Origin of the sequence: Bifidobacterium favimelis (assembly GCF_037963085.1) — a bacterium.
GTDB classification, from domain to species: domain Bacteria; phylum Actinomycetota; class Actinomycetes; order Actinomycetales; family Bifidobacteriaceae; genus Bombiscardovia; species Bombiscardovia favimelis.
In genome coordinates, this window is sequence record NZ_JBANDZ010000001.1 from 961,104 (window position 1) to 985,396 (window position 24,293).

Annotated in this window: 18 protein-coding genes; 17 read left to right on the forward strand and 1 reads right to left on the reverse strand. The window is 65.9% G+C overall.

What is annotated here, in order from left to right; all coding sequences use genetic code 11:
• The first annotated feature begins 60 nt into the window (after nucleotides 1-60).
• Together V6584_RS03905 and V6584_RS03910 are read left to right on the forward strand one after the other, a co-directional pair.
• Nucleotides 61-1,188 (forward strand): branched-chain amino acid aminotransferase, encoded by a 1,128-nt coding sequence (locus V6584_RS03905; RefSeq protein WP_340469145.1) that lies wholly within the window; start codon nucleotides 61-63, stop codon nucleotides 1,186-1,188.
• Between the two features lie 105 nt (nucleotides 1,189-1,293).
• Entirely contained in the window at nucleotides 1,294-2,169 is an 876-nt protein-coding gene (locus tag V6584_RS03910) for a trimeric intracellular cation channel family protein (protein ID WP_340469146.1), read from the forward strand.
• Nucleotides 2,170-2,318: 149 nt separating this feature from the next.
• On the opposite strand, the gene rpsT is transcribed toward V6584_RS03910, so the two are convergent.
• Nucleotides 2,319-2,579, reverse strand: a complete 261-nt coding sequence (gene rpsT, locus V6584_RS03915) for a 30S ribosomal protein S20 (protein WP_340469147.1) — start codon at nucleotides 2,577-2,579, stop codon at nucleotides 2,319-2,321.
• Between the two features lie 155 nt (nucleotides 2,580-2,734).
• On the opposite strand from rpsT, the gene lepA reads away from it, so the two are divergent.
• The 15 genes from lepA to V6584_RS03990 all read left to right on the forward strand — a co-directional run bounded on the left by lepA (nucleotide 2,735) and on the right by V6584_RS03990 (nucleotide 24,292).
• Complete coding sequence (lepA, locus tag V6584_RS03920; RefSeq protein WP_340469729.1) at nucleotides 2,735-4,612, forward strand: translation elongation factor 4; 1,878 nt, start codon at nucleotides 2,735-2,737, stop codon at nucleotides 4,610-4,612.
• A complete protein-coding gene (hemW, locus tag V6584_RS03925; protein WP_340469148.1) occupies nucleotides 4,612-6,033 on the forward strand; it encodes a radical SAM family heme chaperone HemW in 1,422 nt (473 codons plus the stop codon). Before lepA ends, hemW begins: the two co-directional genes overlap by 1 nt.
• Before the next feature lie 174 nt (nucleotides 6,034-6,207).
• Nucleotides 6,208-6,663 (forward strand): tripartite tricarboxylate transporter TctB family protein, encoded by a 456-nt coding sequence (locus V6584_RS03930; protein ID WP_340469149.1) that lies wholly within the window; start codon nucleotides 6,208-6,210, stop codon nucleotides 6,661-6,663.
• A 318-nt stretch (nucleotides 6,664-6,981) separates the two neighbouring features.
• Nucleotides 6,982-8,745, forward strand: coding sequence for an ABC transporter ATP-binding protein (locus V6584_RS03935; protein ID WP_340469151.1), 1,764 nt, complete (start codon nucleotides 6,982-6,984; stop codon nucleotides 8,743-8,745).
• Complete coding sequence (locus tag V6584_RS03940; protein ID WP_340469152.1) at nucleotides 8,745-10,697, forward strand: ABC transporter ATP-binding protein; 1,953 nt, start codon at nucleotides 8,745-8,747, stop codon at nucleotides 10,695-10,697. The genes V6584_RS03935 and V6584_RS03940 overlap by 1 nt, the downstream gene beginning before the upstream one ends.
• Nucleotides 10,697-11,851 (forward strand): tRNA (adenine-N1)-methyltransferase, encoded by a 1,155-nt coding sequence (locus V6584_RS03945; protein WP_340469153.1) that lies wholly within the window; start codon nucleotides 10,697-10,699, stop codon nucleotides 11,849-11,851. The genes V6584_RS03940 and V6584_RS03945 overlap by 1 nt, the downstream gene beginning before the upstream one ends.
• A gap of 115 nt (nucleotides 11,852-11,966) precedes the next feature.
• Nucleotides 11,967-12,527 (forward strand): SixA phosphatase family protein, encoded by a 561-nt coding sequence (locus V6584_RS03950; protein WP_340469154.1) that lies wholly within the window; start codon nucleotides 11,967-11,969, stop codon nucleotides 12,525-12,527.
• Between the two features lie 164 nt (nucleotides 12,528-12,691).
• Nucleotides 12,692-15,031 (forward strand): 5-methyltetrahydropteroyltriglutamate--homocysteine S-methyltransferase, encoded by a 2,340-nt coding sequence (gene metE / locus V6584_RS03955; RefSeq protein ID WP_340469155.1) that lies wholly within the window; start codon nucleotides 12,692-12,694, stop codon nucleotides 15,029-15,031.
• A 6-nt stretch (nucleotides 15,032-15,037) separates the two neighbouring features.
• The gene (gene metF / locus V6584_RS03960) at nucleotides 15,038-15,922 is read left to right on the forward strand and encodes a methylenetetrahydrofolate reductase [NAD(P)H] (RefSeq protein WP_340469156.1); all 885 of its coding nucleotides are present in this window, start codon (nucleotides 15,038-15,040) and stop codon (nucleotides 15,920-15,922) included.
• A 34-nt stretch (nucleotides 15,923-15,956) separates the two neighbouring features.
• Complete coding sequence (locus V6584_RS03965) at nucleotides 15,957-19,085, forward strand: bifunctional [glutamine synthetase] adenylyltransferase/[glutamine synthetase]-adenylyl-L-tyrosine phosphorylase (protein WP_340469157.1); 3,129 nt, start codon at nucleotides 15,957-15,959, stop codon at nucleotides 19,083-19,085.
• A 151-nt stretch (nucleotides 19,086-19,236) separates the two neighbouring features.
• Complete coding sequence (gene pyrB, locus V6584_RS03970; protein ID WP_404802628.1) at nucleotides 19,237-20,253, forward strand: aspartate carbamoyltransferase; 1,017 nt, start codon at nucleotides 19,237-19,239, stop codon at nucleotides 20,251-20,253.
• Nucleotides 20,253-20,672: an aspartate carbamoyltransferase regulatory subunit gene (locus V6584_RS03975; protein WP_340469730.1), complete on the forward strand. Its 420-nt coding sequence runs from the start codon at nucleotides 20,253-20,255 to the stop codon at nucleotides 20,670-20,672. Before pyrB ends, V6584_RS03975 begins: the two co-directional genes overlap by 1 nt.
• A 2-nt stretch (nucleotides 20,673-20,674) precedes the next feature.
• The gene (locus tag V6584_RS03980) at nucleotides 20,675-22,309 is read left to right on the forward strand and encodes a dihydroorotase (protein WP_340469159.1); all 1,635 of its coding nucleotides are present in this window, start codon (nucleotides 20,675-20,677) and stop codon (nucleotides 22,307-22,309) included.
• Nucleotides 22,293-23,399, forward strand: coding sequence for an orotidine-5'-phosphate decarboxylase (gene pyrF, locus V6584_RS03985; protein ID WP_340469160.1), 1,107 nt, complete (start codon nucleotides 22,293-22,295; stop codon nucleotides 23,397-23,399). The genes V6584_RS03980 and pyrF overlap by 17 nt, the downstream gene beginning before the upstream one ends.
• Nucleotides 23,396-24,292 (forward strand): dihydroorotate dehydrogenase electron transfer subunit, encoded by an 897-nt coding sequence (locus V6584_RS03990; RefSeq protein WP_340469162.1) that lies wholly within the window; start codon nucleotides 23,396-23,398, stop codon nucleotides 24,290-24,292. The genes pyrF and V6584_RS03990 overlap by 4 nt, the downstream gene beginning before the upstream one ends.
• The last annotated feature ends 1 nt before the right edge of the window (nucleotide 24,293 follow it).

Genomic DNA, 24,293 nt, shown 5'->3' on the forward strand with positions numbered 1-24,293 from the left:
GTTGTAAAATCCTGTCAATCGCAGATGACCGCCCCCTGGCGGCACCGGAAGAAGGGGCTTATGCCAGAACAATCCCACCACGATCCATCATTCCTCGACAGGGAGGCGGAGGCATTCACCGTCCTGCCCGACGACCATCCGGCCTCTGACGAGCGCCGGGCCCAACTGATCGACAAGCCCGCCTTCGGTCAGGTTTTTTCGGACAACATGGCCCATATGTCGTGGACCAAGGGGGAGGGGTGGTCCGACAGGCGGATCGAACCATACGGACCGCTGAAACTGGATCCGGGCGCCTCCGTCCTCCACTATGCCCAGGAAATCTTCGAAGGGCTCAAGGCCTACCGCCGGGAGGACGGGAGCATATGGCTCTTCAGGCCGGACGCCAATGCGGAGCGTTTCGCGAACTCGGCCCGCAGGCTCTACCTCCCGCCCCTGTCGACAGAGGACTTCCTCGGGTCCGTGGCCGCGTTGGTCAGGCGGGATGCGGCCTGGGTCCCGTCCAGGCGGGAGTACACCCTCTACATGCGTCCCTTCATGTTCGCCTCCGAGGCCTTCCTAGGGGTCCGTGCCCCCAAGGAGGTCGACTACTGCGTCATCGCCTCCCCGTCCGGCCCTTACTTCCCCGGCGGGGTCAAGCCGGTGAGCATCTGGGTCGAGGACAAGTGGTTCCGCACCGGTCCGGGCGGAACAGGGTTCGCCAAGTGCGGAGGCAACTATGCAGCCTCCCTCCTCGGTGAATACCGGGGCATCGACCATGGCTGCGAGCAGGTCTGCTTCGTCGATGCCGCCACCAGGACCTACCTGGAGGAACTGGGCGGGATGAACATGTTCGCCGTCCATAAGGACGGGCACCTGGAGACCCCCAGCCTGACGGGGACCATCTTGCCCGGCGTGACCCGACGGTCGCTCATCCAGCTGGCCCAGGATGAGGGCAGGGACGTCGTCGAGACCATGATCGCCCTGGACGAACTCCTGGCTGACATCCGCTCGGGTGAGGTGACCGAGGTCTTCGCCTGCGGCACCGCCGCCATCATCACCCCCATAGGCCGCTTCAAGTCCGAGGGGTTCGACGTCCCGGTGGCCGACGGCGGTTCCGGCCGGGTGACGCTGGCCCTGAGGGACCGCCTTCTGGGCATACAGCTGGGCGAGGTCGAAGACCCCCACGACTGGATGTGGCGGGTCTGCTGAAGGACCCGCCCGCAGGTGGCACGTGCACTCCCCGGATCGCGGGCCCGTGGGGCCCGGGCCCCACGGGCACAGACCGGATGCCGGGGATGAGGAAGGGAGATCCGAGTGAAGATCGCGCTGGAAGGCAATATGGTCTTCATGTCGATAGAGTACCTGGGCATCTTCTCCTGTGGCCTTTCCGGTGGTCTGGCGGCCGTCCGCAAAAGGTATGACATAATCTCCATCCTCCTTGTGGCCTGGATAGCCGCCCTGGGAGGGGGAATCGTCCGTGACGCCCTCCTGGGGGCGGTTCCGCCCGCTGGGATCACCGACCGGGGATCCGTACTGGTGACCCTCCTGTCCGGTCTGGTTGTGGCCGTGGCCCACCCGGAGATCGACCGGATGACCTGGCCGATGACCGTGACCGATGCCATGGCCCTGGGATCGTTCGCAGTCGTAGGGACCATCAAGTCCCTGACCTTCGGGACCAGCGGAATGACGGCCATCTTCCTGGGCATGTCCACCGCCCTGGCCGGTGGCCTCCTGCGGGACATCCTCCTGAATGTGGTCCCGGCCGTCATACGCGACCAGCACTGGTACGCCCTCCCCTCCCTGATCGGCTGCATCCTGACCGTATTCACAACCAGGGCCACCCAGAAGGGGATGATAGGCGTTTCGGCCGAGACCTCCATCGACGTGGGCATAGTGGCCCTGGTGGTCGTCCTGCGTCTCCTCTCGGTCAGATTCGACCTCAAGGTGCCGGGGGCCATGCACCGGCGCAGGGCCTACCTGCCTTTGAACGACGATCAGATCAAAGAGGGGGTCGAGCGCCTGATCAGGGGCAGGAAGGGGATGAGCGTCACCATCACCGATCCCGGCGTCCCTGAGGAACAGCCCCCGGAGGCTCAGCCCGGCGGTGAAGGCTCAGGGGACCAGGCCGGTGATGGGGATCCGACTGGAGAAGGGGACCAGGCCGTTGATGGGGACCCGGCCGATCTGTGATTCGCTGAGGTTTCCCAGGTTTCGCCTTTGGATCCGCCCCAATCACCGGAAGAGGACAGGACCCTTCCGGCGGGTGAGGGGCCAAACGGCATGAAAAAACCGCCACCCCTGCAGGAGGTGGCGGTCATCGTTCAGGCGTCCCCGGACGATCAGATCGCGTTCACTGCCCTGGCAAGCCCGGACTTGCGGTTGGCTGCCTGGTTGCGGTGGATGACACCCTTGCCGGCCGCCTTGTCCAGGTTGCGCGAGGCCACCTGGAAGGCCGCCTGAGCGGTCTCCTTGTCACCCTTTTCAATGGCCTGGCGGACGGACCTGATGGAGGTCTTGACCGAGCTCTTGACGGCCTTGTTGCGCATATGCGCCTTCTCGTTGGTGATGACGCGCTTCTTCTGCGACTTGATGTTTGCCAATGTTGCTCCAAACGATGTGTGTTATCTGTACAGACAGACTTGAATTGTAGCATGTCGGTGGGAAAAGGGTGAGCAGGACCCAGGCAGGCCCACCGCCAAAGCCCATGCCTGCGGCTAGAATCGTTGAATCCAGACAGAGTGAGGAGAACAGCCCGGTGGAGCATGTCAACAATCAGCCAGGATTCACCGACCAGTCGCTGATTAGGAATTTCTGCATCATCGCCCACATAGACCATGGCAAGTCGACGGTGGCCGACCGCATCCTCCAGTTGAGCGGCATCGTCCCCCAAAGGGAGATGCACGACCGCTTCCTGGACAGGATGGACATAGAGCAGGAGAGGGGGATCACGATCAAGTCCCAGGCCGTCAGGGTCCCCTGGGTCAAGGAGGGGACCGAGTACACCCTGGGCATGATCGACACCCCCGGCCATGTGGACTTCACCTACGAGGTCTCCCGTGCCCTCGAAGCCTGTGAGGGTGCCGTCCTCCTGGTCGACGCCACCCAGGGGATAGAGGCCCAGACCCTGTCCAACCTTTACATGGCCCTGGACGACGACCTGACCATCATCCCGGTCCTCAACAAGATCGATCTGCCCTCGGCGGAGCCCGACAAGCATGCAGAGGAGATAGGCAACCTGATCGGCTGCGACCCGGACGGCATCCTGAGGGTCTCGGGCAAGACGGGCGAAGGGGTCAGAGAGCTCCTGGACAGGATCGTGGACCAGGTCCCGGCCCCAAGCGGGGATCCGAAGGCACCGGCCCGCGCCCTCATCTTCGACTCGGTGTACGACTCCTACCGGGGGATCGTCACCTACATCCGCATGGTCGACGGCGAGCTCAGAAGCAGGCAGCGGATCCGCATGATGGGCCGCAAGACCGTGCACGACCCCATCGAACTAGGGGTCATCAGCCCGGATATGACCCCGACGAAGGCCCTGGGGGCCGGCGAGGTGGGATACGTGATCACCGGGGTGAAGGACGTCAGCCAGTCCAAGGTGGGCGACACGATCACCGGGGACTCCCGTCCGGCCGAGCAGCCCCTGCCGGGTTACCGGGACCCGCAGCCCATGGTCTATTCCGGCCTCTTCCCCATAGACAACGCCCAATTCCCCGAGTTGCGCGACGCCCTTGACAAGCTCAAGCTCAACGATGCCGCCCTGGTCTACGAACCAGAGACCTCTGTGGCCCTGGGCTTCGGCTTCCGCTGCGGCTTTCTGGGCCTGCTCCACATGGAGATCGTCACCGAGCGCCTGAGCCGTGAATTCGGTCTTGACCTGATCGCAACGGCCCCCAACGTGACCTACCAGGTGACCATGGAGGACGGGACGGTCCATACGGTCAAGAACCCCAGCGAGTTTCCCGACGGGAAGGTCCGCAGGATCGTGGAGCCCCTCGTCGCCGCGGACATCATCACCCCCAAGGAGTTCATCGGCCCGGTCATGGAACTCTGCCAGGAGCACAGGGGGCAGATGGGGACCATGGAGTACCTGAGTCCGGAGCGGGTGGAGCTCCACTACAAGATGCCCCTGGCCGAGATCGTCTTCGACTTCTTCGACCAGCTCAAGAGCAAGACCAAGGGCTATGCCAGTCTGGACTACCACGAGGCGGGGGAGCAGTCCGCGGATCTGGTCAAGGTCGACATCCTGATCCAGGGGGAGAAGATAGACGCCTTCTCGGCCGTGGTCCACAGGGACAAGGCCTATGCTTACGGGGTCATGATGACCAAGAAGCTCAGGGGGCTGATCCCCCGCCAGCAGTTCGAGATCCCCATCCAGGCCGCCATCGGCTCCAGGATCATAGCCCGCGAGACGATAAGCGCACTGCGCAAGGACGTGCTGGCCAAGTGCTACGGGGGCGACATAACCCGCAAGCGCAAGCTGCTGGAGAAGCAGAAGGCCGGCAAGAAGAGGATGAAGATGCTGGGCCACGTGGAGGTCCCCCAGGAGGCCTTCATCGCTGCCCTCAGCACGGGGGAGCCCACGGACCGCGACACCAAGGACAAGATCCGGGCGGCCGCGAAGAAAGAGGGCTGATGGGCGAGAACACCGTCGGCAGGCCGAGGGCGGACGGGGTGGCCGCATTCGAGGTCTACGTACATGTGCCCTTCTGCCTGAGGCGTTGCGGTTACTGCGATTTCAACACGTATACGGCCACCGACCTGGGGGGAGGGGCCAGCCGTGAACACTACGCCGACCTGGCCATAGGGGAGATGGAGACTGTGGCCCGCTGGCAGGAAGCCCACGGCGTCCGAGAGCCCGCAGCCTCCACGGTCTTCTTCGGGGGCGGAACTCCCACCATCCTGCCCGCAGACGACCTGATACGGATGGTCCGGTCTGTGGACCGCATCTGGGGGCTGGCCCCCGGCGCGGAAATCACGACCGAAGCCAACCCGGACACGGTCGACCCAGCCTACCTGGCCCGTCTCAAGGAGGGGGGGATCACCAGGGTCTCCTTCGGAATGCAGTCGGCGGTCCCCAAGGTCCTGAAGACCTTGGACCGCACCCATACCCCGGCAAACGTGGCCTCAAACGTGGCGGCGGCCCGGAAGGTGGGCCTGGAGTGCAGCGTGGACCTGATCTACGGGACCCCTGGCGAGGGTCTGGAGGACTGGAGGACCAGCCTCCAGGCGGCCCTTGACCTGGGCGTGGGCCACGTCTCCGCCTATGCCCTCACCCTGGAACCGACCACAAAGATGGGAAGGGCCGTACGGGCCGGTCGGTTGGCCGGGCCCGATGACGACGACGAGGCTGCAAAGTACGAATTGGCCGACGACATGTTGACGGCGGCCGGCCTGCACTGGTATGAGATATCGAACTGGGCAAGGCCGGGTCACGAGAGCCGGCACAACCTGGGCTACTGGCGGAATGTGGACTGGGCGGGAATCGGTCCCGGAGCCCATTCCCACTACAACCTGGCCACCCTGTCAGGCCACCTTCACCAGAGAGGCGGACCGTCCAGGGCGGGGCAAGACAGGGACTCCTTCCGCAGGACAAGGGGGGAGGACCGCCATGCCGGTGGGGCCGGCGACCTAGGTGTCGCCATTGAAGAAGACCGCCTTGACACGGCCCCTGACCCATCAACCCTCCCCGGCGGGGGGACGGACCCTTCCCGGGGCCTTCCGTCGGCGCCAATGAGAGCGTGGGACCTGGCCCATCCCAGGAAGTGGGCCGAAGCCCTGACGTCGGGCCGGGTCCCGTGGGCGGGTTCCGAGGTCATCGGTCCCGCAGAGGCCATCGAAGAGGCCGTCATGCTGGGCCTGCGCCTGAGCGAGGGACTGGACCTGGCCTCCGTCGAAGGGCGTTGTGGCCGCCGGGCGGACCCCGATCGGATCGGGGGGCTGATCAGCCAGGGACTGGTCTGCGAACGGTCCGGCCGCCTGATCCCCACCCGGAGGGGGAGGCTGGTCAACGACCTGGTCGTCCAGGGGGTGCTGGAGGCGGTGGGGGTGTGGTGAGTCCAGGGCCGGGCGGCCCCGACCGTCTCCCCTCCGCATCAGACGGCGGTTTCGTGGGGCCGCTGGGTGGTATGGTGGCGTTCATGGCGGTACCGGCATGAGACGGCATCGGCCGACATGGAGCATGATGGAACATGATGAGGCACGAGGGATCGAGCAAAAGGGAGGCATCCGATGACGAACCGCGCTGAACGCAGGGCCCAGGCCAAGCGCAACCGCAGGGGAGAGGCAGACCGTTACAGCGGGGGCGAGCGCGGACGCGCAGGCCTCCTGGACGAGGCGGCCCTCCAGGCCCGCTCCCGCAGACTCTCCTCCGGACAGGACGGGGAGTGGAAGCCCAGCGGGCACAGCGAAGCCGAGGAACTCACCGCCGAGGATGACCCCGGCCTGCGCAACCCCAAGGCGGCCCAGGCGCCCCATACGCTCAAGCAGTGGCTGAGACTGGTCTGCTGGGTCTTCCTTGGACTCTCGGCCCTGGCCTTCGTGGTCTGCATGTGGTTCCCCAGGGTGCCCATGTGGGCCATCATCACCATGGTCGTCGTCTTCGGCCTGGGCGTGATCGGTCTCTTCTTCACAGGCCGCCCCTTCCAGGAGAACCCCAATCTGGATTCCTACGGGACGGCCGTCTGACTGGACCGGCCCCGAAAAGCGCGGTGTTTTCAAACCCATCCTGAAGGTATCAAGGCCCCCGGGAGTGGCCGGTCCAGACCTCGGGAGGGGGCCTGGCACGCGGGTCCGGCGAGTTCCGGACAGCTGATATGGCGAGCCCGGGGGGGGGGATTGACGCCCGTGGGGCGGAGAGGGGCGGGAGGAACCGGTGACATCGGCCTTTCGGCTTTCGGTATGGATGGACCTGCGGGGGCTTGCCTTGGGGTAGACTGAGACGGTTTATCGCCCCCAGAACCGTCCGGGACATATGGCGACCTTGCCGTGCATGAAGGATGTTGAATGATCAGGATTTGGACCCACTACTTGAGACCTTACTGGCCGCAGGCGCTGGTCTTGGTGCTCTTCCAGATAGCGCAGACGGTGCTCAACCTCTACCTGCCCAACCTCCAGGCCGACATCATCGACAAGGGCGTGGCCGCGGGAGACCAGGGGGCCATATACAGGATCGGCTTCGAGATGATGGGGATAACGGCCATCCAGGTCCTGGCCAACGTGGTAGCCGTGTACTGCGCCACCAGGCTGGCCATGCGGATGGGCTACGAGCTCAGGCGGGACCTGTTCTCCTCCGTGGAGGGGTTCAGCCTCAATGAGATGGAACGTTTCTCGGCCGGGTCCCTGATCACCCGCACCACCAATGACGTCCAGCAGGTCCAGATGACCACGATGGAGACCCTGATGATCATCCTCCAGGCCCCTGTCATGTTGATCGGAGGCCTGATCCTGGCCCTCAGACAGGACGGGCCGCTGACCTGGTCCCTGGCCGTCATCGTCCCGATCATCCTGGTGATCGCCATCTTCCTCATGTCCCTCATGGGGCCCCTTTTCACGAAGATGCAGAACCTTCTGGACGGAATCAACCGCCTGGTGCGCGAGCAGATTTCCGGCGTCAGGGTCATCCGGGCCTTCGTCCGCGAGAAGACCGAGGCCAAACGCTTCGACCAGGCCAACACGGACGTCTACAAGGTCCTGATCTCCACCGGCCGCCTGATGAGCATGCTGACGCCCCTCCTCTGGTTCCTCCTCAACCTGTCGAACATCGCCATCATGTGGTTCGGCGGCAAGAGGATCGAGTCGGGCGGAATGCAGATAGGCTCCCTCCAGGCCTTCATCCAATACCTGATGATCATCCTTTCGGGCCTGATGATGGCCGCCATGATGTCCGTCATGCTCCCCAGGGCCTCCGTGGCCGCCAGGCGCATCAACGAGGTGCTGGACACCACCACCGACATCACCGCCCCGGAGCATCCCTACCGCCCCAGCGACCCCAAGGGCGTCCTGGAGTTCCGCCATGTCGATTTCAGCTATCCCGGGGCCCAGGACCCCGTCCTGAGCGACGTGAGCTTCAAGGCCACGCCGGGGACCACCACGGCCATCATCGGGGCCACCGGGTCGGGAAAGTCAACCATCGTCCGCCTGGCCAGCCGCATGTTCGACGTGACGGGTGGAGCCATCTACGTGGACGGACACGACGTACGCGAATACGACCCCGCCCAGCTGGCCGGCCTGTTCGGCCAGGTCCCCCAACAGGCCACCCTTTTCACCGGGACCATACGCAGCAACATGCTCTACGGGGATCCCCGCGCCGATGACGAGACCATCTGGCAGGCCCTCAAGGTGGCCCAGGCCGAGGACTTCGTCAAAGAGATCCCGGAGGGTCTGGACGCCCCCGTCGCCGAGGGGGGCACCAACTTCTCAGGAGGGCAGAAACAGCGGCTCTGCATGGCCAGGGCCATCCTGCGCCACCCCCTCATATACGCCTTCGACGACTCCTTCTCGGCCCTGGACATGACAACCGACCGGGCCCTGCACAGGGCCCTGGTCCCGGTGACCAGACAGGCCACCCAGTTGGTCGTCGCCCAGAGGGCCGCCTCCATCAGGGACGCAGACCGGATACTGGTCCTGGACCAGGGGCGGATCGTGGGGGAGGGGACCCATGACCAGCTCATGGGAGACTGCCCCACCTACCAGGAGATCGTGGAATCACAGGGGGGCATGGGCCCGGACGTGGAAGAACTCAGCATCGATGAGGGGAGGATGAACTGATGGCGAATGAAGTTGCCGCGAGGAATGTCCCCGTCGTCCCCAAGGGCCAACGCAGGCATACGATCAAGAGGCTGGTCCGCTACCTCCTCGCCAGCCCCTGGAGGGTGATCGTCATGATCCTGGCCGGCATCACCGCCGTGGCCATGATCGTCATCGGCCCCAAGGTGATGGGCCAGGCCACCAACGTCCTCTTCGAGGGGATCCTGGGTGCCATGCTGGTCAGGATGGGAGCCAAACCGGGCACCCCCAAGGAGGCTGTCGTGGCCTACCTCCAGTCCAAGGGGCAGGACAAGATCGCCCAGATGATCTCCACCATGAACGTCCAGGTGGGCAAGGGGATCGACTGGTCCGCCTTCGCCAGGGTCCTGATCTTCCTGGCCGCCATCTACGTCATCTCCATCACCGTGCGTGTGGTCCAGAACTTCCTGATGACACGTTTGGTCTCGGACGCCGTATACACCATGCGCCGTCAGATAGAGGACAAGCTGGACCGTCTCCCCCTCCAGTATTTCGACCGTACCCCGCGCGGGGAGGTGATGAGCAGGACCACCAACGACATCGACAACATATCGGGGACCCTCCAGCAGATCCTGGGCGAGCTCCTCTTCTCGGTCTTCTCCTTCATCGGGGCCATCATCATGATGTTGGCCATCTCCCCCATGCTGACCCTGATAGCCCTGATCATCATCCCCCTTATGGCGCTGGGGGCCGGAATCATCCTGAAAAAGACCCAGCCCCAGTTCACCAGGCAGTGGATTCAGACCGGCCAGGTCAACAGCCACGTGGAGGAGATGTTCTCCGGACACACGGTGGTCAGGGCCTTCGGCCACCAGGCGGTGGCCAAAGAGGAGTTCGAGGCCAAGAACAAGGAACTGTACGAATCCTCCTTCAAGGCCACCTTCTTCTCCTCCCTGGTCAACCCCCTGTCCACCTTCTTCGGCAACCTCAGCTTCGTCCTGGTGGCCATCGTCGGCGGGGTGAGGGTCCTGTCAGGGACCATGACCCTGGGCGACCTCCAGGCCTTCACCCAGTACACCCGCCAGTCCTCCCAGCCCATAGGCCAGCTGGCCTCCATGGGCACCATGCTCCAGAGCTCCCTGGCCTCCTGCCAGAGGGTCTTCGAATTCCTGGACGAACCCGAGGAGGAACCCGACCCCAGCGACCCCGAGGTCCTGGGTGAACTGACCGGCGGCCGGGTGGAGGGCCATGTCCGCTTCGACCACGTCCGCTTCTCCTACAAGCCCGAGGAGCCGTTGATCGAGGACCTCTCCATCGAGGCCAAGCCGGGTCAGACCATCGCCATAGTCGGGCCCACCGGAGCCGGCAAGACGACCCTGGTCAACCTCCTCATGCGGTTCTACGAGATACAGGGCGGACAGATAACCATCGACGGGGTCGACACATCCAAGGTGACCAGACACGACCTGCGCAGCCACTTCGGCATGGTCCTGCAGGACACCTGGCTCTTCGACGGGACCGTCCGCGACAACCTCCTCTACGGTCTGGACGAGGGGGAGACCATCAGCGACGAGAAGATGATAGAAGGCGCAAGGGCCACCCACGTTGACGAGTTCATCCGCCGTCTCCCCCACGGCTACGACACCGTTCTCAACGAGGACAGCAGCGAGTTGAGCCAGGGGGAGCGCCAGCTGATGACCATCTGCCGGGCCTTCCTTTCGGACCCCGACATCCTGATTCTGGACGAGGCCACCTCCTCGGTGGACACCAGGACCGAACTGCTGGTGCAGCAGGCCATGAACACCCTGCGCAAGGGGAGGACCAGCTTCGTCATCGCCCACCGCCTGTCGACCATCCGCGATGCCGACCTGATACTGGTGGTCAACCATGGTTCCGTGATCGAACAGGGCACCCACGACCAACTCCTGACCGCGGGCGGGGCCTACGCCAGCCTCTACAACTCCCAATTCACCAAGGGCGCGGAGGAGGATTGATGGGCCAGTCACGGAGGCCGGTGGCCTACGGGGAACGGGTGCAGTTGACCGATCGCAGGGGCCGCCGGCTGACCGTCATGCTGGAACCGGAAGGGGTGACGCAGACCGACCGGGGCTTCCTCCTGCACGACAGATTGGTGGGACTGCCGGAGGGATCGGTTGTCACCTCCCTGTCCGCCGCCCAGTTGAGGGCCGCCCGGCAGGACACCGGGCAGGATGCCAGGCCTGTGGACCCGGCCGATGAGGAGGAAGACGGGGGCCGGCGCAAGCCCTGGAAGGCCTCCCGTGCCATAGGGGGGTGGCAGTATACGATGATGCGTCCCCGCCTGGCCGATTTCGTCCTCTCCATGCCCCGTGGTGCCCAGATCATGTACCCCAAGGACATCGCCCAGGCAGTCAGCCTGGGCGACATCCGCCGGGGGATGAGGGTCCTGGAGTCGGGTGCAGGTTCCGGGGCCATGAGCCTGAGCCTCCTCGATGCCGTGGGACCGGAGGGGGGTCTGACCTCCATCGAGTTGAGGCCGGAGTTCGCCAGGGTGGCCATGGGCAATGCCACCGTCTACTTCGGGGGCCGGCCTGCCTGGTGGGACCTGCGGGTGGGGGACTTCGACCATGTCGCGGCCGACCTGCCCGAAGCCTCCTACGACAGGATATTCCTGGACATGCTGGACCCCTGGAACCGGCTGGATGCCGCCTACAGGGTCATCGCACCGGGCGGGGTCCTGACCGCCTATGTGACCACGACCACCCAGATGAGCCGGCTGGCCGAGCATCTGCGTTCTTCAGGTCACTGGACGGAGCCGGAAATCGACGAGACCCTGCAACGCTCCTGGAAGGCGGACGGTCTGGCGGTCAGACCGGAGCACGAGATGATCGGGCACACGGGTTTCCTGGTTGTTTCCAGGGCCATGGCCCCCGGCCAGGAGGCCCTTCGGAAGAAGACCAGAGCCACCAAGGACTTCTATGGGGATGTAGATGACAGCCATCCCACCCGGGCGGACGGCGGTGAGGACCTGTCGGTGTTGGAGCTGAGGGACATATCCGACCGCAAGCTGCGCAAGGTCCTGCGGGACCTGGACCATGAGGTCGGGGTCATCCCACCCGGCAATGAGCCGGCTGACCGCTGCGACGACCGTGGGACGCATCTGCGATAATGGTGGTGTCAATGCTCGTGCCGGGAACACGGGGGTCGTCTGGGGTCACCGGGCCTGGTCCGGCCGTCGACCCCCTGGCCGCCGTCCCCGGCCCGCCAACCTGGAAGGGGTCGATATGGGTGTCGATGTCTCAAAGATAGCCAAGCATGCCCGCCGGTGCTCCTACACGCTCATCCTTATGAGGCATGCCAAGGCCGAAGTCTCCTCGCCGGATGGCGACCGCGGCCGCCCGCTGACCGAGAAGGGCCTCAAACAGGCCAGGAAGGTGGCGAAGGGCCTGGTCAGGGTGGACCTGATACCGGACAGGATCGTCTGCTCGGGCGCCCTCAGGGCCCGTCAGACCCTGGACAGGATGCTGGCCCCCCTTGGGGACGGACCCCAGGTTGACTACAGGGAGGACCTCTACGAGGGGGGCATCCAGGCCATCCTGGACCAGATGGCACAGACAAGACCGGACCAGCACCTCCTCATGATCATCGGCCACGAGCCCGCCATCTCCGTGACCAGCCAGTGGCTGGCCAAGAAGGAGTCGGATCCCGGCCTCCTGGACCTGCTCAACCTGGGCGTCTCTCCCGCGAACTTGGTCATCTTCGGCTCAGAAAACCCCTTCGACCGGTGGGAACTGCATTCGGCCCGTCTGCACGGGGTTGTGGCCCCGCACGATTTCAAGCACTGAAGTCCCCCAACCGCCGCCACGCCAAGGCCGGCCGGCACCCCGGGGTGGGCCTGCCGTCAAGGCTATAATCTCGGCTTATGACGACACCCAGAGCCGTCCGATTACCGGCCCGCCCGCCGGCGTTGATAGGCTACCCCTAGCCATGAAATAACAATGGAGGTGTCATGTCTGCCATCACATCGGTGATAGGTTTCCCGCGCATCGGAGCCAACAGGGAGCTCAAGAGGGCCATCGAGGGATACTGGAAGGGATCGCTCGACCTGGACGGGATGCGTGCGGTGGCCAGGGACCTCAGGGCCTCCCACTGGCGCCTCCAGAAGGAGGCGGGGATCGACCTGATCCCCAGCAACGACTTCAGCTACTACGACCAGGTCCTGGACACGTCAATGCTCCTGGGCGCCGTCCCCCGCCGCTACCGCGACCTGGGCCTGGGTGCCGAGGACACCCTCTTCGCCATGGGAAGGGGCTACCAGGGGGAGCGGGGCGATGTGACGGCCCTGCCCATGAAAAAATGGTTCACCACCAACTACCACTACCTGGTGCCGGAAATCGACGGGGATACCGAAATCCGCCTGTCCGGGAGCAAACCCTTCGACGAGTACCGCGAAGCCCGCGACATGGGAATCGAAACCAAGCCCGTGCTCATAGGCCCATACACCTTCCTCAAGCTGGCCCGCGGACCCCAGGGCGCCGATCTGACCCTGGAGGGGGGACTGATCAGGGACACGGGTGAGGCCTACAGGCAGATCCTGGCCCGGTTCGCCTCCCTGGGCACCGACTGGGTCCAGCTGGACGAGCCATATCTGGTCATGGACAAGGAGGAGGGTGACCTGGAACTCTTCAGGACCCTCTACCGGACCATCCTGCCTGGTGCAGGGGAGGGTGAGGGGAGGGTCCACGTCCTTCTCCAGACCTACTTCGGCCATGTGGCCGACTGCCTCCGGACCCTTGACGAACTCGGCTTCGACGCGATAGGGCTGGACTTCGTCGAGGGGTGCGACGAGAACCTGGCCGCCCTGAAGGCCCACGGGGTGCCGGATGGCACCACGATCTTCGCCGGCCTGGTCAACGGACGAAACATCTGGCGCAACAACTACGCGGTCAGCCTGGGGATCCTCGACGCCATCCGCCAGGTCACCCCCGACGTGGCCCTGTCAACGGGCTGCTCCCTCCTCCACGTCCCCTTCAGCGTGAAAGGGGAAGAAGGGCTGGACCCCCGGACCGTACGACCCCACTTCGCCTTCGCCGTCGAGAAACTGGGCGAACTGCATGAGCTGTCCATCCTGGCCGAAACCGACGAGGAAGGCAAGAAGGCTTCAGAGCAGCTGGCAGCCAACCAGAAGCTCTTCGACGGGACCAGGGTGCAGGCGGACCAGGCCGTGGCCGACCGTCTGGCCTCGCTGAGCGAATCGGATTACGTCAGGCAGCCCGATCGTCCCACCCGTCAATCCATACAGGCCAAGGAACTGGGACTGCCGATCCTGCCCACCACCACGATCGGCTCCTTCCCGCAGACCCGTGAGATCCGCGCCCAGCGGGCCAGGCTGCGCAAGGGGGAGATAAGCCAGGAGGAATATGACTCCTTCATCGCCTCCCAGATAGACCGGGTGATCGAGCACCAGGAGGCCATCGGCCTGGATGTGCTCGTGCACGGGGAATTCGAGCGCAACGACATGGTCGAATACTTCGGGCAGAACCTGAACGGCTTCCTCTTCACCTCGAACGCCTGGGTGCAGTCCTACGGGACCCGCTGCGTCAAGCCCCCCATAGTCTGGGGGGATGTATCCCGGGCCCGGCCGATAACCGTTCGTTGGAGCTCCTACGCCCAATCGCGGACGGACCATGTGGTCAAGGGGATGCTGACCGGGCCGGTGACCATCCTCAACTGGTCCTGGCCCCGCGAGGATGTCAGCCACCGGATTCAGACCGAACAACTGGCCCTGGCCATCAGGGACGAGGTCCTCGACCTGGAGGCGGCAGGCATCAAGGTCATACAGATCGATGAGGCCGCCCTGCGTGAGAAGCTCCCCCTGAGGAGGTCGGACTGGCACACGCGGTACCTGGACTGGGCCATCCCCGCCTTCCGGCTGGTCCACTCGGCAGTCAGGCCCGGCACCCAGATCCACACCCACATGTGCTACTCGGAATTCAACGACATCATCAAGGACATCGATGCCATGGACGCGGACGTGATCTCCTTCGAGGCTTCACGCTCCGACCTGACCGTCCTGGATGCCATACAGGCCGCACACTTCGAAACCGAGGCGGGACCGGGCGTCTACGACATCCATTCGCCCCGCATCCCCTCGGTGGATGAGATGGTTGACCGTATCCACGAGATACTGGGCAAGATGGAGGCCGGCAAGGTCTGGGTGAATCCGGACTGCGGGCTGAAGACCAGGGGGGAGAAAGAGACCTGGCCCAGCCTGGAGCACATGGTCCAGGCGGCCAAGAGGGTCCGTCGGGAGCTCGCCACCGGCGGCCGGCCGGCGGAATCGAGATGACCGGGCATGCGTGAGCCCATCTTCTCCCTCGAGGTCTTCCCGCCCAAGAGGGATGCCCCCGTGGGCACAATCTACGACACCCTCGACGGGTTGGAGGGACTCAAGCCTGACTTCATCTCGGTCACCTACGGAACGGGAAGGCAGGCGGACAGGACCGCCACGGCCAGGATCTGCAGAACCATCCGCAGGGAGTACGGGATCGACGCCGTGGCCCACCTCACCGCCCGATACGCCGACCAGGACCGGGTGGACGAGGCCCTCGACATGTTCGACCGGGCCGGCGTGAAGGCTGTCCTCCTGCTCAGGGGCGACAGCGTGGAGGGCCGCCGGCCCAGCGGGGTCTTCGACCATGCCAGCGACCTGGTCTCATACGTGCATGCCAGGCGGCCCGATCTCACCCTGCTCGGGGCCTGTTACCCAGAGACCCATCCCGAGGCCGCCTCCCCGGCGGAAGACCTGGACCACCTCAAGATGAAAGTGGATGCGGGGGTGACCCATCTCATCTCCCAGCTCTTCTACCGCAACTCCGATTTCCTGGACTTCGTGGATCGGGCCGGGCGGGCTGGCATCGACGTACCCATCGAAGCGGGCATCATGCCCATCACCAACGCCCGCCAGGTGAGGCACATGAGCCGGACCTGCGCGGCATGCATTCCCGACGGCGTCCAGCGGATGCTGGAGCGGTGGGGGGACGAACCCGCCAGCCTGAAGGAGGCCGGGATCATCTACGCTTCGGAGCAGATCTGCGACCTCGTCGCCAGGGGGGTCGACGGAATCCACCTCTATTCGATGAACCAATGCGAGGTGACCAGGCGGATCTGGCGCAACGTCAGGGGCCTGTTCAGACCGGGACCGGGGCAGGGACAGGAGGCCGGGCTGCCCCCCAGGTAGATTCATAGGTGATGGCACCTATGGAAGGGGCGGCATGATCGGTGACGAGGAATCCGGCTTCTCTGCCTATGACCTGATCCACAGCGGACTGCAGGATATGGACCGGTCCCGTCAGGGGCTGGAGAGGCTGAGACGGGTCGGCCTTAAGGATCCGGCCTTACGCTGCATCCTCGGCAGCCTGGCTTCGGCCTGCGACCCGGATGCCGCCCTTAACGCACTTGTCCCCATCGTGGAGTCCTGGCCCGGGCAGGCCGGGGGCCACGGTTTCCTGGACTGCACGGGGGGAGGGGAAGTCCGGGCCACCAGCCGTCTGATCCGGGTTCTGGGGGCTTCCGAAGCCATGGGCAGGCTGATGAGGTCCCGGCCGGACCTGGTCCGGGCCGCCGCCTGCGACCCTGATTCCCTCCTCCTGCTCACCAGGGAGGAGAGGGTGTCACGCATCCTGCGGGCGGTCGGCGATGCATCCGACGGCAGCGGGGGGCGCAGTCCCCTGGCGGCCAGGAGCGATGCCCTGAGAGCGGAGTACCGGCTCCAGCTGGCGGCCCTCATGGCATGGGACCTGGAACAAGCCGACCCCGTGCGGGTCCAGCCCCGTGTGAGCGCCATCCTTTCGGACATGGCCGATGCCGCTCTGACCGGCGCCCTGGACATCGCCATGGAGGAGACCGGAGGATCCGCCTCCTGCAGGTTCGCCGTCATCGGCATGGGCAAACTGGGGGCCAGGGAGCTCAATTACGTCTCCGACGTGGACCTGATATACGTGGTCGAGCCCCCGCAGGAGGGCGATGGAGAGGACCCCGGCCCGGAGGGGCCGGCCCGTGACCCCGTCCAGGTGGGGACCAGGGTGGCCATTCTCCTTCAGCGCGTCTGCCAGTCGGTCATGACCGGATCCCTGGAACCCCCGCTCTGGCAGGTCGACACGGCCCTCAGGCCGGAGGGGAGGGACGGACCTCTGGTCCGCCGTCTGGAGTCCCATCGGGACTACTACCGTTCCTGGGCAGAAAGCTGGGAGTTCCAAGCCCTTCTCAAGGCCAGGCCTGTGGCCGGGGACAGGGGGCTGGGCCGGGAATACCACCGGATGGCCCAGGATTTCGTCTGGTCTGCCAGCCAGCGCAGGAACTTCGTCTACGACTGCCAGGAGATGAGGGGGCGGGTCGAACGGATGATCCCGGAACGTTACAGGGACCGCGAGATCAAATTGGGACGGGGCGGCCTGCGCGATGTCGAGTTCACCGTCCAGATGCTCCAATTGGTGCACGGACGCACCGATCCCTCCCTCAGGGTCACCTCCACGCTTGAGGCCCTGGCCGCCCTGGCCGCCGGTGGCTATATATCCGAAAAGCACCAGACCGCCCTGGCCGCCGACTACCGGTTCGAACGGGTCCTGGAGCACCGCCTCCAGATGTGGCAGCTCAAGCGGACCCATCTCTTCCCCGATCTCGGGGAACGCTCTGCCGGCGGGCTTGACGCGACCAGGTCGCTGACCCTGCCGCGTCTGGAGGCCAACCGTGACCTGAAGCGTCTGGCGCGGGCCTTCGACATGCACGTCGATGAGATGGTCGCGACCTACGACAGGGTCCGCCGCCAGGTCCGCAGCCTCCATCAGGCCATCTACTTCCGCCCCATGCTCCCCATCAACGCTCAGTTGGATGATGAGGAGGTCAGTCTCAGGCCGCAGGCGGCCCGGGAGCGTTTCGCCTCCATAGGCTTCGCCGACCCCGATGCCGCCGTCCGACACGTCCAGGCCCTGACGGTGGGTGTCACCAGGTCGGCCAAGATCAACCGGATCCTCCTCCCGGCCGTCCTGGGGTGGCTGGGGGAGGGCCAGGACCCCGACATGGGCCTGCTGGGCTGGAGGAATCTGGAGGAGCGCTTCGGGTCCAAGAGCGCCTACCTCGGTTTCCTGAGGGACTCCACCTCGGCCGCCCGCCGCCTCTGCCACGTCCTGTCGAACTCCCGCTACCTGGGCGGGGCCCTGACCAAGTCGGTGGAATCCGTCACCTGGCTCGGTGATGACGCCGACCTCAGGCCGCGCGACCTGCCCTCCCTCCGGTCACGATGCGACTCCTACCGTGACCGCCATGCGGATCAGGCCGGCGAGTTCGCCTCGGCCCTGAGGGGGATGCGGCGGCAGGAAATCGAGCGGATAGGCCTGGGATGGATGAGCGGGGTCATCGACCAGGAGCAGTGCCTGCGGGGGATGTCCGACGTTTACGACGCGGCCGTGGGGGCGGCTCTGGACTGGGCCGTCGGCCGCCACACCACCCTTGCCGGCCTGGATGGACCCCCAGCCGCCATGACCGTCATCGCCATGGGGAGGTACGGGGGCAGGGAGGTCAATTTCAATTCGGATGCCGATGCCATCCTCGTCTATCGGCCCGCCCGGGGGGCGGATGATGCGACGGCGGGCCGCTTCGCCAGGGATGTGGTGACCGACCTGAGGGCCGTCCTCTCCGGGCCCCTCACCCTGGAACCCAAGATCGACCTGGACCTTGACCTCCGCCCGGAGGGGCGGCAGGGCCCCCTGGTGAGGTCCCTGGACTCCTGTCGGGAGTATTACTTCAACTGGTCTCAGGTCTGGGAGCATCAGGCCCTGCTCCGGGCCAGGCCTGCCGCCGGCGATCCGGACCTGGCCCGGGATTTCCTGGAGGAGGTGGCCGACCCCCTCCGGTACCCCGCCACCCCTCCGGACGGGGAGGCCGTCTCCCGGATCCGCAAGCTCAAGGCCAGGATGGAGGCCGAACGCCTCCCCAGAGGGGTCAGACGGGACCGTCACCTCAAACTTGGCCGCGGAGGCCTGTCAGACGTGGAGTGGACCGTCCAGCTCCTCCAGCTCCAGCATGCCTGCGATCTCCCCTGCCTGAGGACAACCTCCACCCTCCAGGCCCTCCAGGGCCTGGAGGAGGCCGGTCTGGTGGGGGAGGAGGACGCCCGGGTCCTGGAGCGCAGCTGGGTCCTGTGCACCAGCGCCCGCAACGGCAACTACCTCTGGTCCGGCCGTGCCACACAGGCGGACATCCTCCCGGATGACGGGTTCGTCCTTGGGGGCATCGCCGTATACCTCGGTTATCCGGCCCATCGGGGACAGGAATTCGCCAATGAGCTCCTGGGCGCCATGAGACGGTGCCGGGAGGTCATGGACCGTCTCTTCTATGGCCTGTGACCATCGGTCTGCGAGGCCGGGCCGCTTGGGAGGAAAGACCGTCTCGGGCCCTCCCTCCCGCAATACCATGGCAGGTCCCCGGTGGACATTACGATGGTGAAGGTCACACAAGGTGGCCACCTTTGGGAAGGGTGGGCCGTTGTCTGCACAAATCTCAAAATCCGTCTCGGGCCTTTCATATCCCGGGAGCGATGCCAACTCCGATTATTCCTTCAAGGGCCGCAGCGTCGTCACCCTTGATGACATGCCGCTGGGCTGCATAGTCGAACTGCTCGACCGGGCCTCTTACATAAGCGGACACATGCGGCAGGTGGCGCACACCTGCGATGGCCGGGTCCTGGCCACCCTTTTCTATGAACCCAGCACCAGGACCAGGCTGAGCTTCGAGACGGCGATGCTCAGGCTGGGCGGCCAGGTGATCGGCTTCGCCAGCGCCAAGGAGGCCAGCGCCTCAAAGGGGGAGACGGTCAGCGACACCCTGAAGACGATCTCCCAGTACGCCGACATAGCCACCATCCGCCATCCCAAGGAGGGGGCCGCACTGGTGGCCTCACAGGCGGCTGACATCCCCGTCATCAACGCCGGGGACGGGGGCCACATGCATCCGACCCAGACCCTGGCCGACCTGGAGACGATCAGGTCGCGCAGGGGGGGCTTCAAGGGTCTGACCATCGGCCTGTGCGGGGACCTGACCTTCGGCCGGACCGTGCACTCCCTGATCTCCACCCTCTGCAGGTTCGGAGACGTCAACTTCGTGCTCATCAGCCCGGAGGAGCTCAGGACGCCCGAATATGTCCTCGAGCGGATAAAGGCCTCCCCCTCTTGCTCCTACCTGGAGACGGACGACCTGGACCAGGTGATCGGGGACCTGGACGTCCTGTACATGACCAGGGTACAGAAGGAGCGCTTCTTCAACGAGGACGACTACCTGAGGCTGAGGGACACCTACATACTCGACCTGGACAAGTTGGACAAGGCCAAGCCAGACATGGCCGTCCTCCACCCCCTGCCCAGGGTCAACGAGATCGAGGCCGGGGTCGACGGGGATCCCCGGGCCGCCTACTTCGAGCAGGTGCGCAACGGGATGTTGGTCAGGATGGCCCTGGAGAGCGCCCTCCTTGGCGACGCCCTGCCAGGTTATGAAGAAGGGAAGGAGGTCCGCGCGTGATGAAGGTCACAAGCATCGTCAACGGGACCATCATCGACCACGTGCCTGCGGGCACTGCCCTGAAGGTCCTCCACTATATGAACATCGACCCCGCCCAGACCAGGCTGGCCCTGATCATGAACGCGGTCAGCCAGAGGTTCGGCAGCAAGGACATCATCAAGATCGAAGGACGCGAGGATTTCGATCTGACGGCCCTGGGCTTCATCGCCCCCCAAGCCACCATCGACACGGTCCGTGACGGGAGGATCATCAGCAAGCGCAACCCTGTCAGGCCCGACCACCTGGTCAACGTCATCTCCTGCGTGAACCCCCGCTGCATCACCACCGTCGAGAGGGACCTGGACCAGCGTTTCCATCTGGACCCCTCCGACCAGGGAATCTACCGCTGCGACTATTGCGACGAGAAGGCGGAACTGTAGCAGTGGCAAGCCATCCAGCCCCGTCACCTCGGCCCTGGACCACAGGCCGGACGGTCCTCCTCAAGGGGGCCCGCCTCTGGCGCTCAGGGCGGAAGGTGGACGTCCTCCTCCCAGCGCCCGTTCGAGGCGACCTGATCGATGAGACCGGTCTCCTGACGGATGCGGGAGGATGCGCCGATGGCCGCGAGGCCGGACCGGCCCAGATCGTGGTCGATTGCACCGGGTGCATCCTGTCCCCGGCCCTGGCCGACCCCCACGTGCACTTCCGCGATCCTGGGGGAACCCGGAAGGAGGACATGTCGTCGGGGTCCGCCGCTGCGGTGGCCGGGGGCTATGGACGGGTGCTCATCATGCCCAACACCGACCCGGCGATCGACGGGGCGCCCGCGCCCGACGGCGGGCCCGGAGTCATCGACTACCTCCAGCACCTCAGGAGGGCCGATGGACGTGCCCTCCCCGTCGAATACAGCCTCTGCGCGGCCGCCTCGGCAGGCCGAGAGGGGCGAGAGGCCAGTCGACCCGGCTGGTGGGCCCCTTACCTGCCCGGCGGGGCGGCCTCGGCCAGGGACCCGATGGCGGCCGCCCATCCGGTCGTTGCCCTCAGCGATGACGGGGACGCGGTGACCGATGCGACACTGGACCAGGTGGCTTCCAACGCACTTGCTTATGGCCTGCCCATCCTGGATCACTGCGAACGCCATGAAACCGGAGTCATGAATGAGGGGGCGGTAAGCCGCAGGATGGGCCTGCCGGGTATCCCCGCCTCCACGGAGCTGGCCATAGTCCGTCGGGATGTGGATCTGGCCGCACGGACCGGGGTCCACGTCCACCTCCAGCACGTGAGCACGGCCGAGGCCTTCCAAGCCATCCGGCTGGCAAAGGAAAAGGGGGTCCCGGTCACCTGCGAGACGGCCCCGCACTATCTGGCCCTCTGTGACAAGGACCTGCCCGCCCTGGGGACCATGGCCAAGATGAACCCGCCCCTGCGCTCGGACGAGGACCGTCTGGCCACCCTCAGGGCCGTGGCAGACGGGACGGTCGACATGATAGCCACGGATCACGCGCCCCATACGGCAGAGGAAAAATCCCTTGGGCTCCTGTCGGCCCCCAACGGGATCGTCGGCCTGGAGACGGCCTATGGCGTCTGCCGACAGGTCCTGGTATCCGGCGGGTGGATCTCACACGAGAGGTTGGTGGAACTCATGTCGCTGGCACCCTCCCGCCTCATGCAGGCCCAGGTGACGGACCCCGAGGACCTGGCCCATCCTGCCGGGTCCTCCGCTTCCGCGGATGGCGTCCGGGTGGGCGCCCCGGGCGCAGGGGGCGGTCTCCTGGTGGATCTGACGGCCGGCCCGTCCACGAGGGTTGGGCTGACCCTCTTGGACCCCGATGCCGCCTGGACGGTGGATGCCGCCGGTTTCCACTCCAAGGGGAGGAACACCCCCTTCCAGGGGATGACCCTGTGCGGCCGGCCCCTGGCCACCATCGTCCGGTCCGAGCTGGTCTTCAGCCGCCTGCCCTCCGTCCGTGCCGGCAAGCCCGGGGTCAGGACCGCCGGGCCGGCAGGTGGGCAAGCCTTCCGCAGGAGGAGGGATCGGCCCCGGGAAGAAAGGACCAGTGATGGACGGACTGATTGAATCCATAAGGCGTTTGGACAACCCCTCGGTGGTCGGCCTGGACCCCAGGCCCGATCTCCTGCCCGGCCAGCTTCTGGACCAGGCCTTGGCCCAGACCGAGACCGTGCTGGACGAGGCCGGCATCCGCAGGGATGACCCCGAGGCAGCCCCCCAGGTGGAGGGGGCCTGGGCCGAACGCCTGGCCGATGCCTATCTCAGATTCAACCTGGCCGTCATCGACGGCGTGGCCGGTCTGGTCCCGGCCGTCAAGCCCCAGATAGCCATGTATGAGGCCCTGGGTCCTGCAGGCATCAGGGCCTATACGGCCACCTGCAGGGCCGCCCATGAACGGGGCCTGTACGTCCTGGGAGACATCAAACGGGGTGACATCGGCTCTACGGCGGCCGCCTACGCCGGGCACCTCTCCGGGCTTCCACTGACCTACCGGAAGGCATCGTGTGCCAGGGGAGGGGGGTCGCAGGACGGGCGGACCCTCACAGGGCAGGCGGGGCCTCTCCGGCCTTCAGGGGCGACCTGGCCCTGGTATGAGGATGCGGTCACCGTCAACCCCTATCTGGGAGGGGACGGGGTCCTCCCCTTCGTCGAAGCAGCCTGTGCCGGCGGTCAGGACGTCTTTGTCCTGGTGAGGACCTCCAACCCCTCCGGCGCCGACTTCCAAGACCTCAAGGTGGAAGGGACGGGGGAGTCCCCCGCCACCACCCTGGCCGACCGGGTGGGCCGGCAGGTGGGAGAGTGGGGTTCCGGCAGCGTCGGGGAAAACGGTTACTCCCGGGTCGCGGCAGTGGTCGGGGCCACCCACCCCAGCGAGGGAGCCCGCCTGCGCCGGGCCCTGCCCCACACCTTCTTCCTCGTCCCAGGCTATGGGGCCCAGGGTGGCAGGGCCGACGACGTGGCCCCGATGTTCGACGGGCAGGGGTCGGGCGCCCTGGTCAACTCCTCACGGGGGATCATCGGGGCCTGGAGGTCCGACCGCGACTATTCCCCCTCCCTGTCGCTCCAGGCCGCCCTCGGGCTGGTCTCCCGCTCTGCCGGCAGGGCTGCGACCGGGATGAGGGATTCACTCAGAGAAGCGATCAAGGAGGGCAGATGATCCGAAACACCTTCATCAACACCGGGGAACTCGTCCGGCAGGCCCAAGAGGCCGGCCTGCGCCCAGGCCGCCGGCGGGACCAGGTCACCGACATGGAGGAGCTGTCGCCCGGGGTCTGGAAGCTGACCATCCGCGACCCCTATATCGCCAGGACCAGCCTGCCCGGACGCTTCGTCAACCTGTACTCGGACGACCCCCTGACCATCCTCCCACGCCCCCTTGGGGTCTGCCGGGTGGAGGGGGACCTGGTCGAGTTCGTCTTCGCCGTGGTCGGCACGGGGACGGAGGAGCTCTCCCGTCTCAGACCAGGTGACGGGGTTGACGTGTTGGGACCCCTGGGCAGGGGGTTCGATCTGCAGTCCGCCGGGGAGTACCTCCTGGTGGGGGGCGGGCTTGGGGTGCCCCCGCTGATTTCGGCCGCCCAGGTCCTGCAGGACAGGGAGGACACGACAACCACCGCCCTCTTCGGATACAGGCGGGACCGTTTCGCCGACCGCCTGACCGCCCCCCTGGTCGATGACCTGGTGTCCATAGAGGATGCCGAAGGGGACGTGATCACCCTCCTTGATGCCTGGGAGGCCGGCAGGACCCCCCGCACGGCTGCCGACATGGCGGCCGGGGGGAGGGGGGCGGCCCTTGCCGCTGCGCCGGCCGGCCCCGGCCCGAGCTGCGGGGTCCGGATCCTCACCTGCGGCCCCACCCCCATGATGAAGGCTGTGGTCGGCTGGGCCCGCCCCAGGGGCATACCCGTCCAGTGCAGCCTGGAGGAAAGGATGGGGTGCGGGTACGGGACCTGCGTGGCCTGCGTGGTGGACACGGTCGACGGCAGGCTCAAGGTCTGCAAGGACGGCCCGGTTTTCTCCGCGGACAGGTTGGAATGGTCGGACAGGTGAA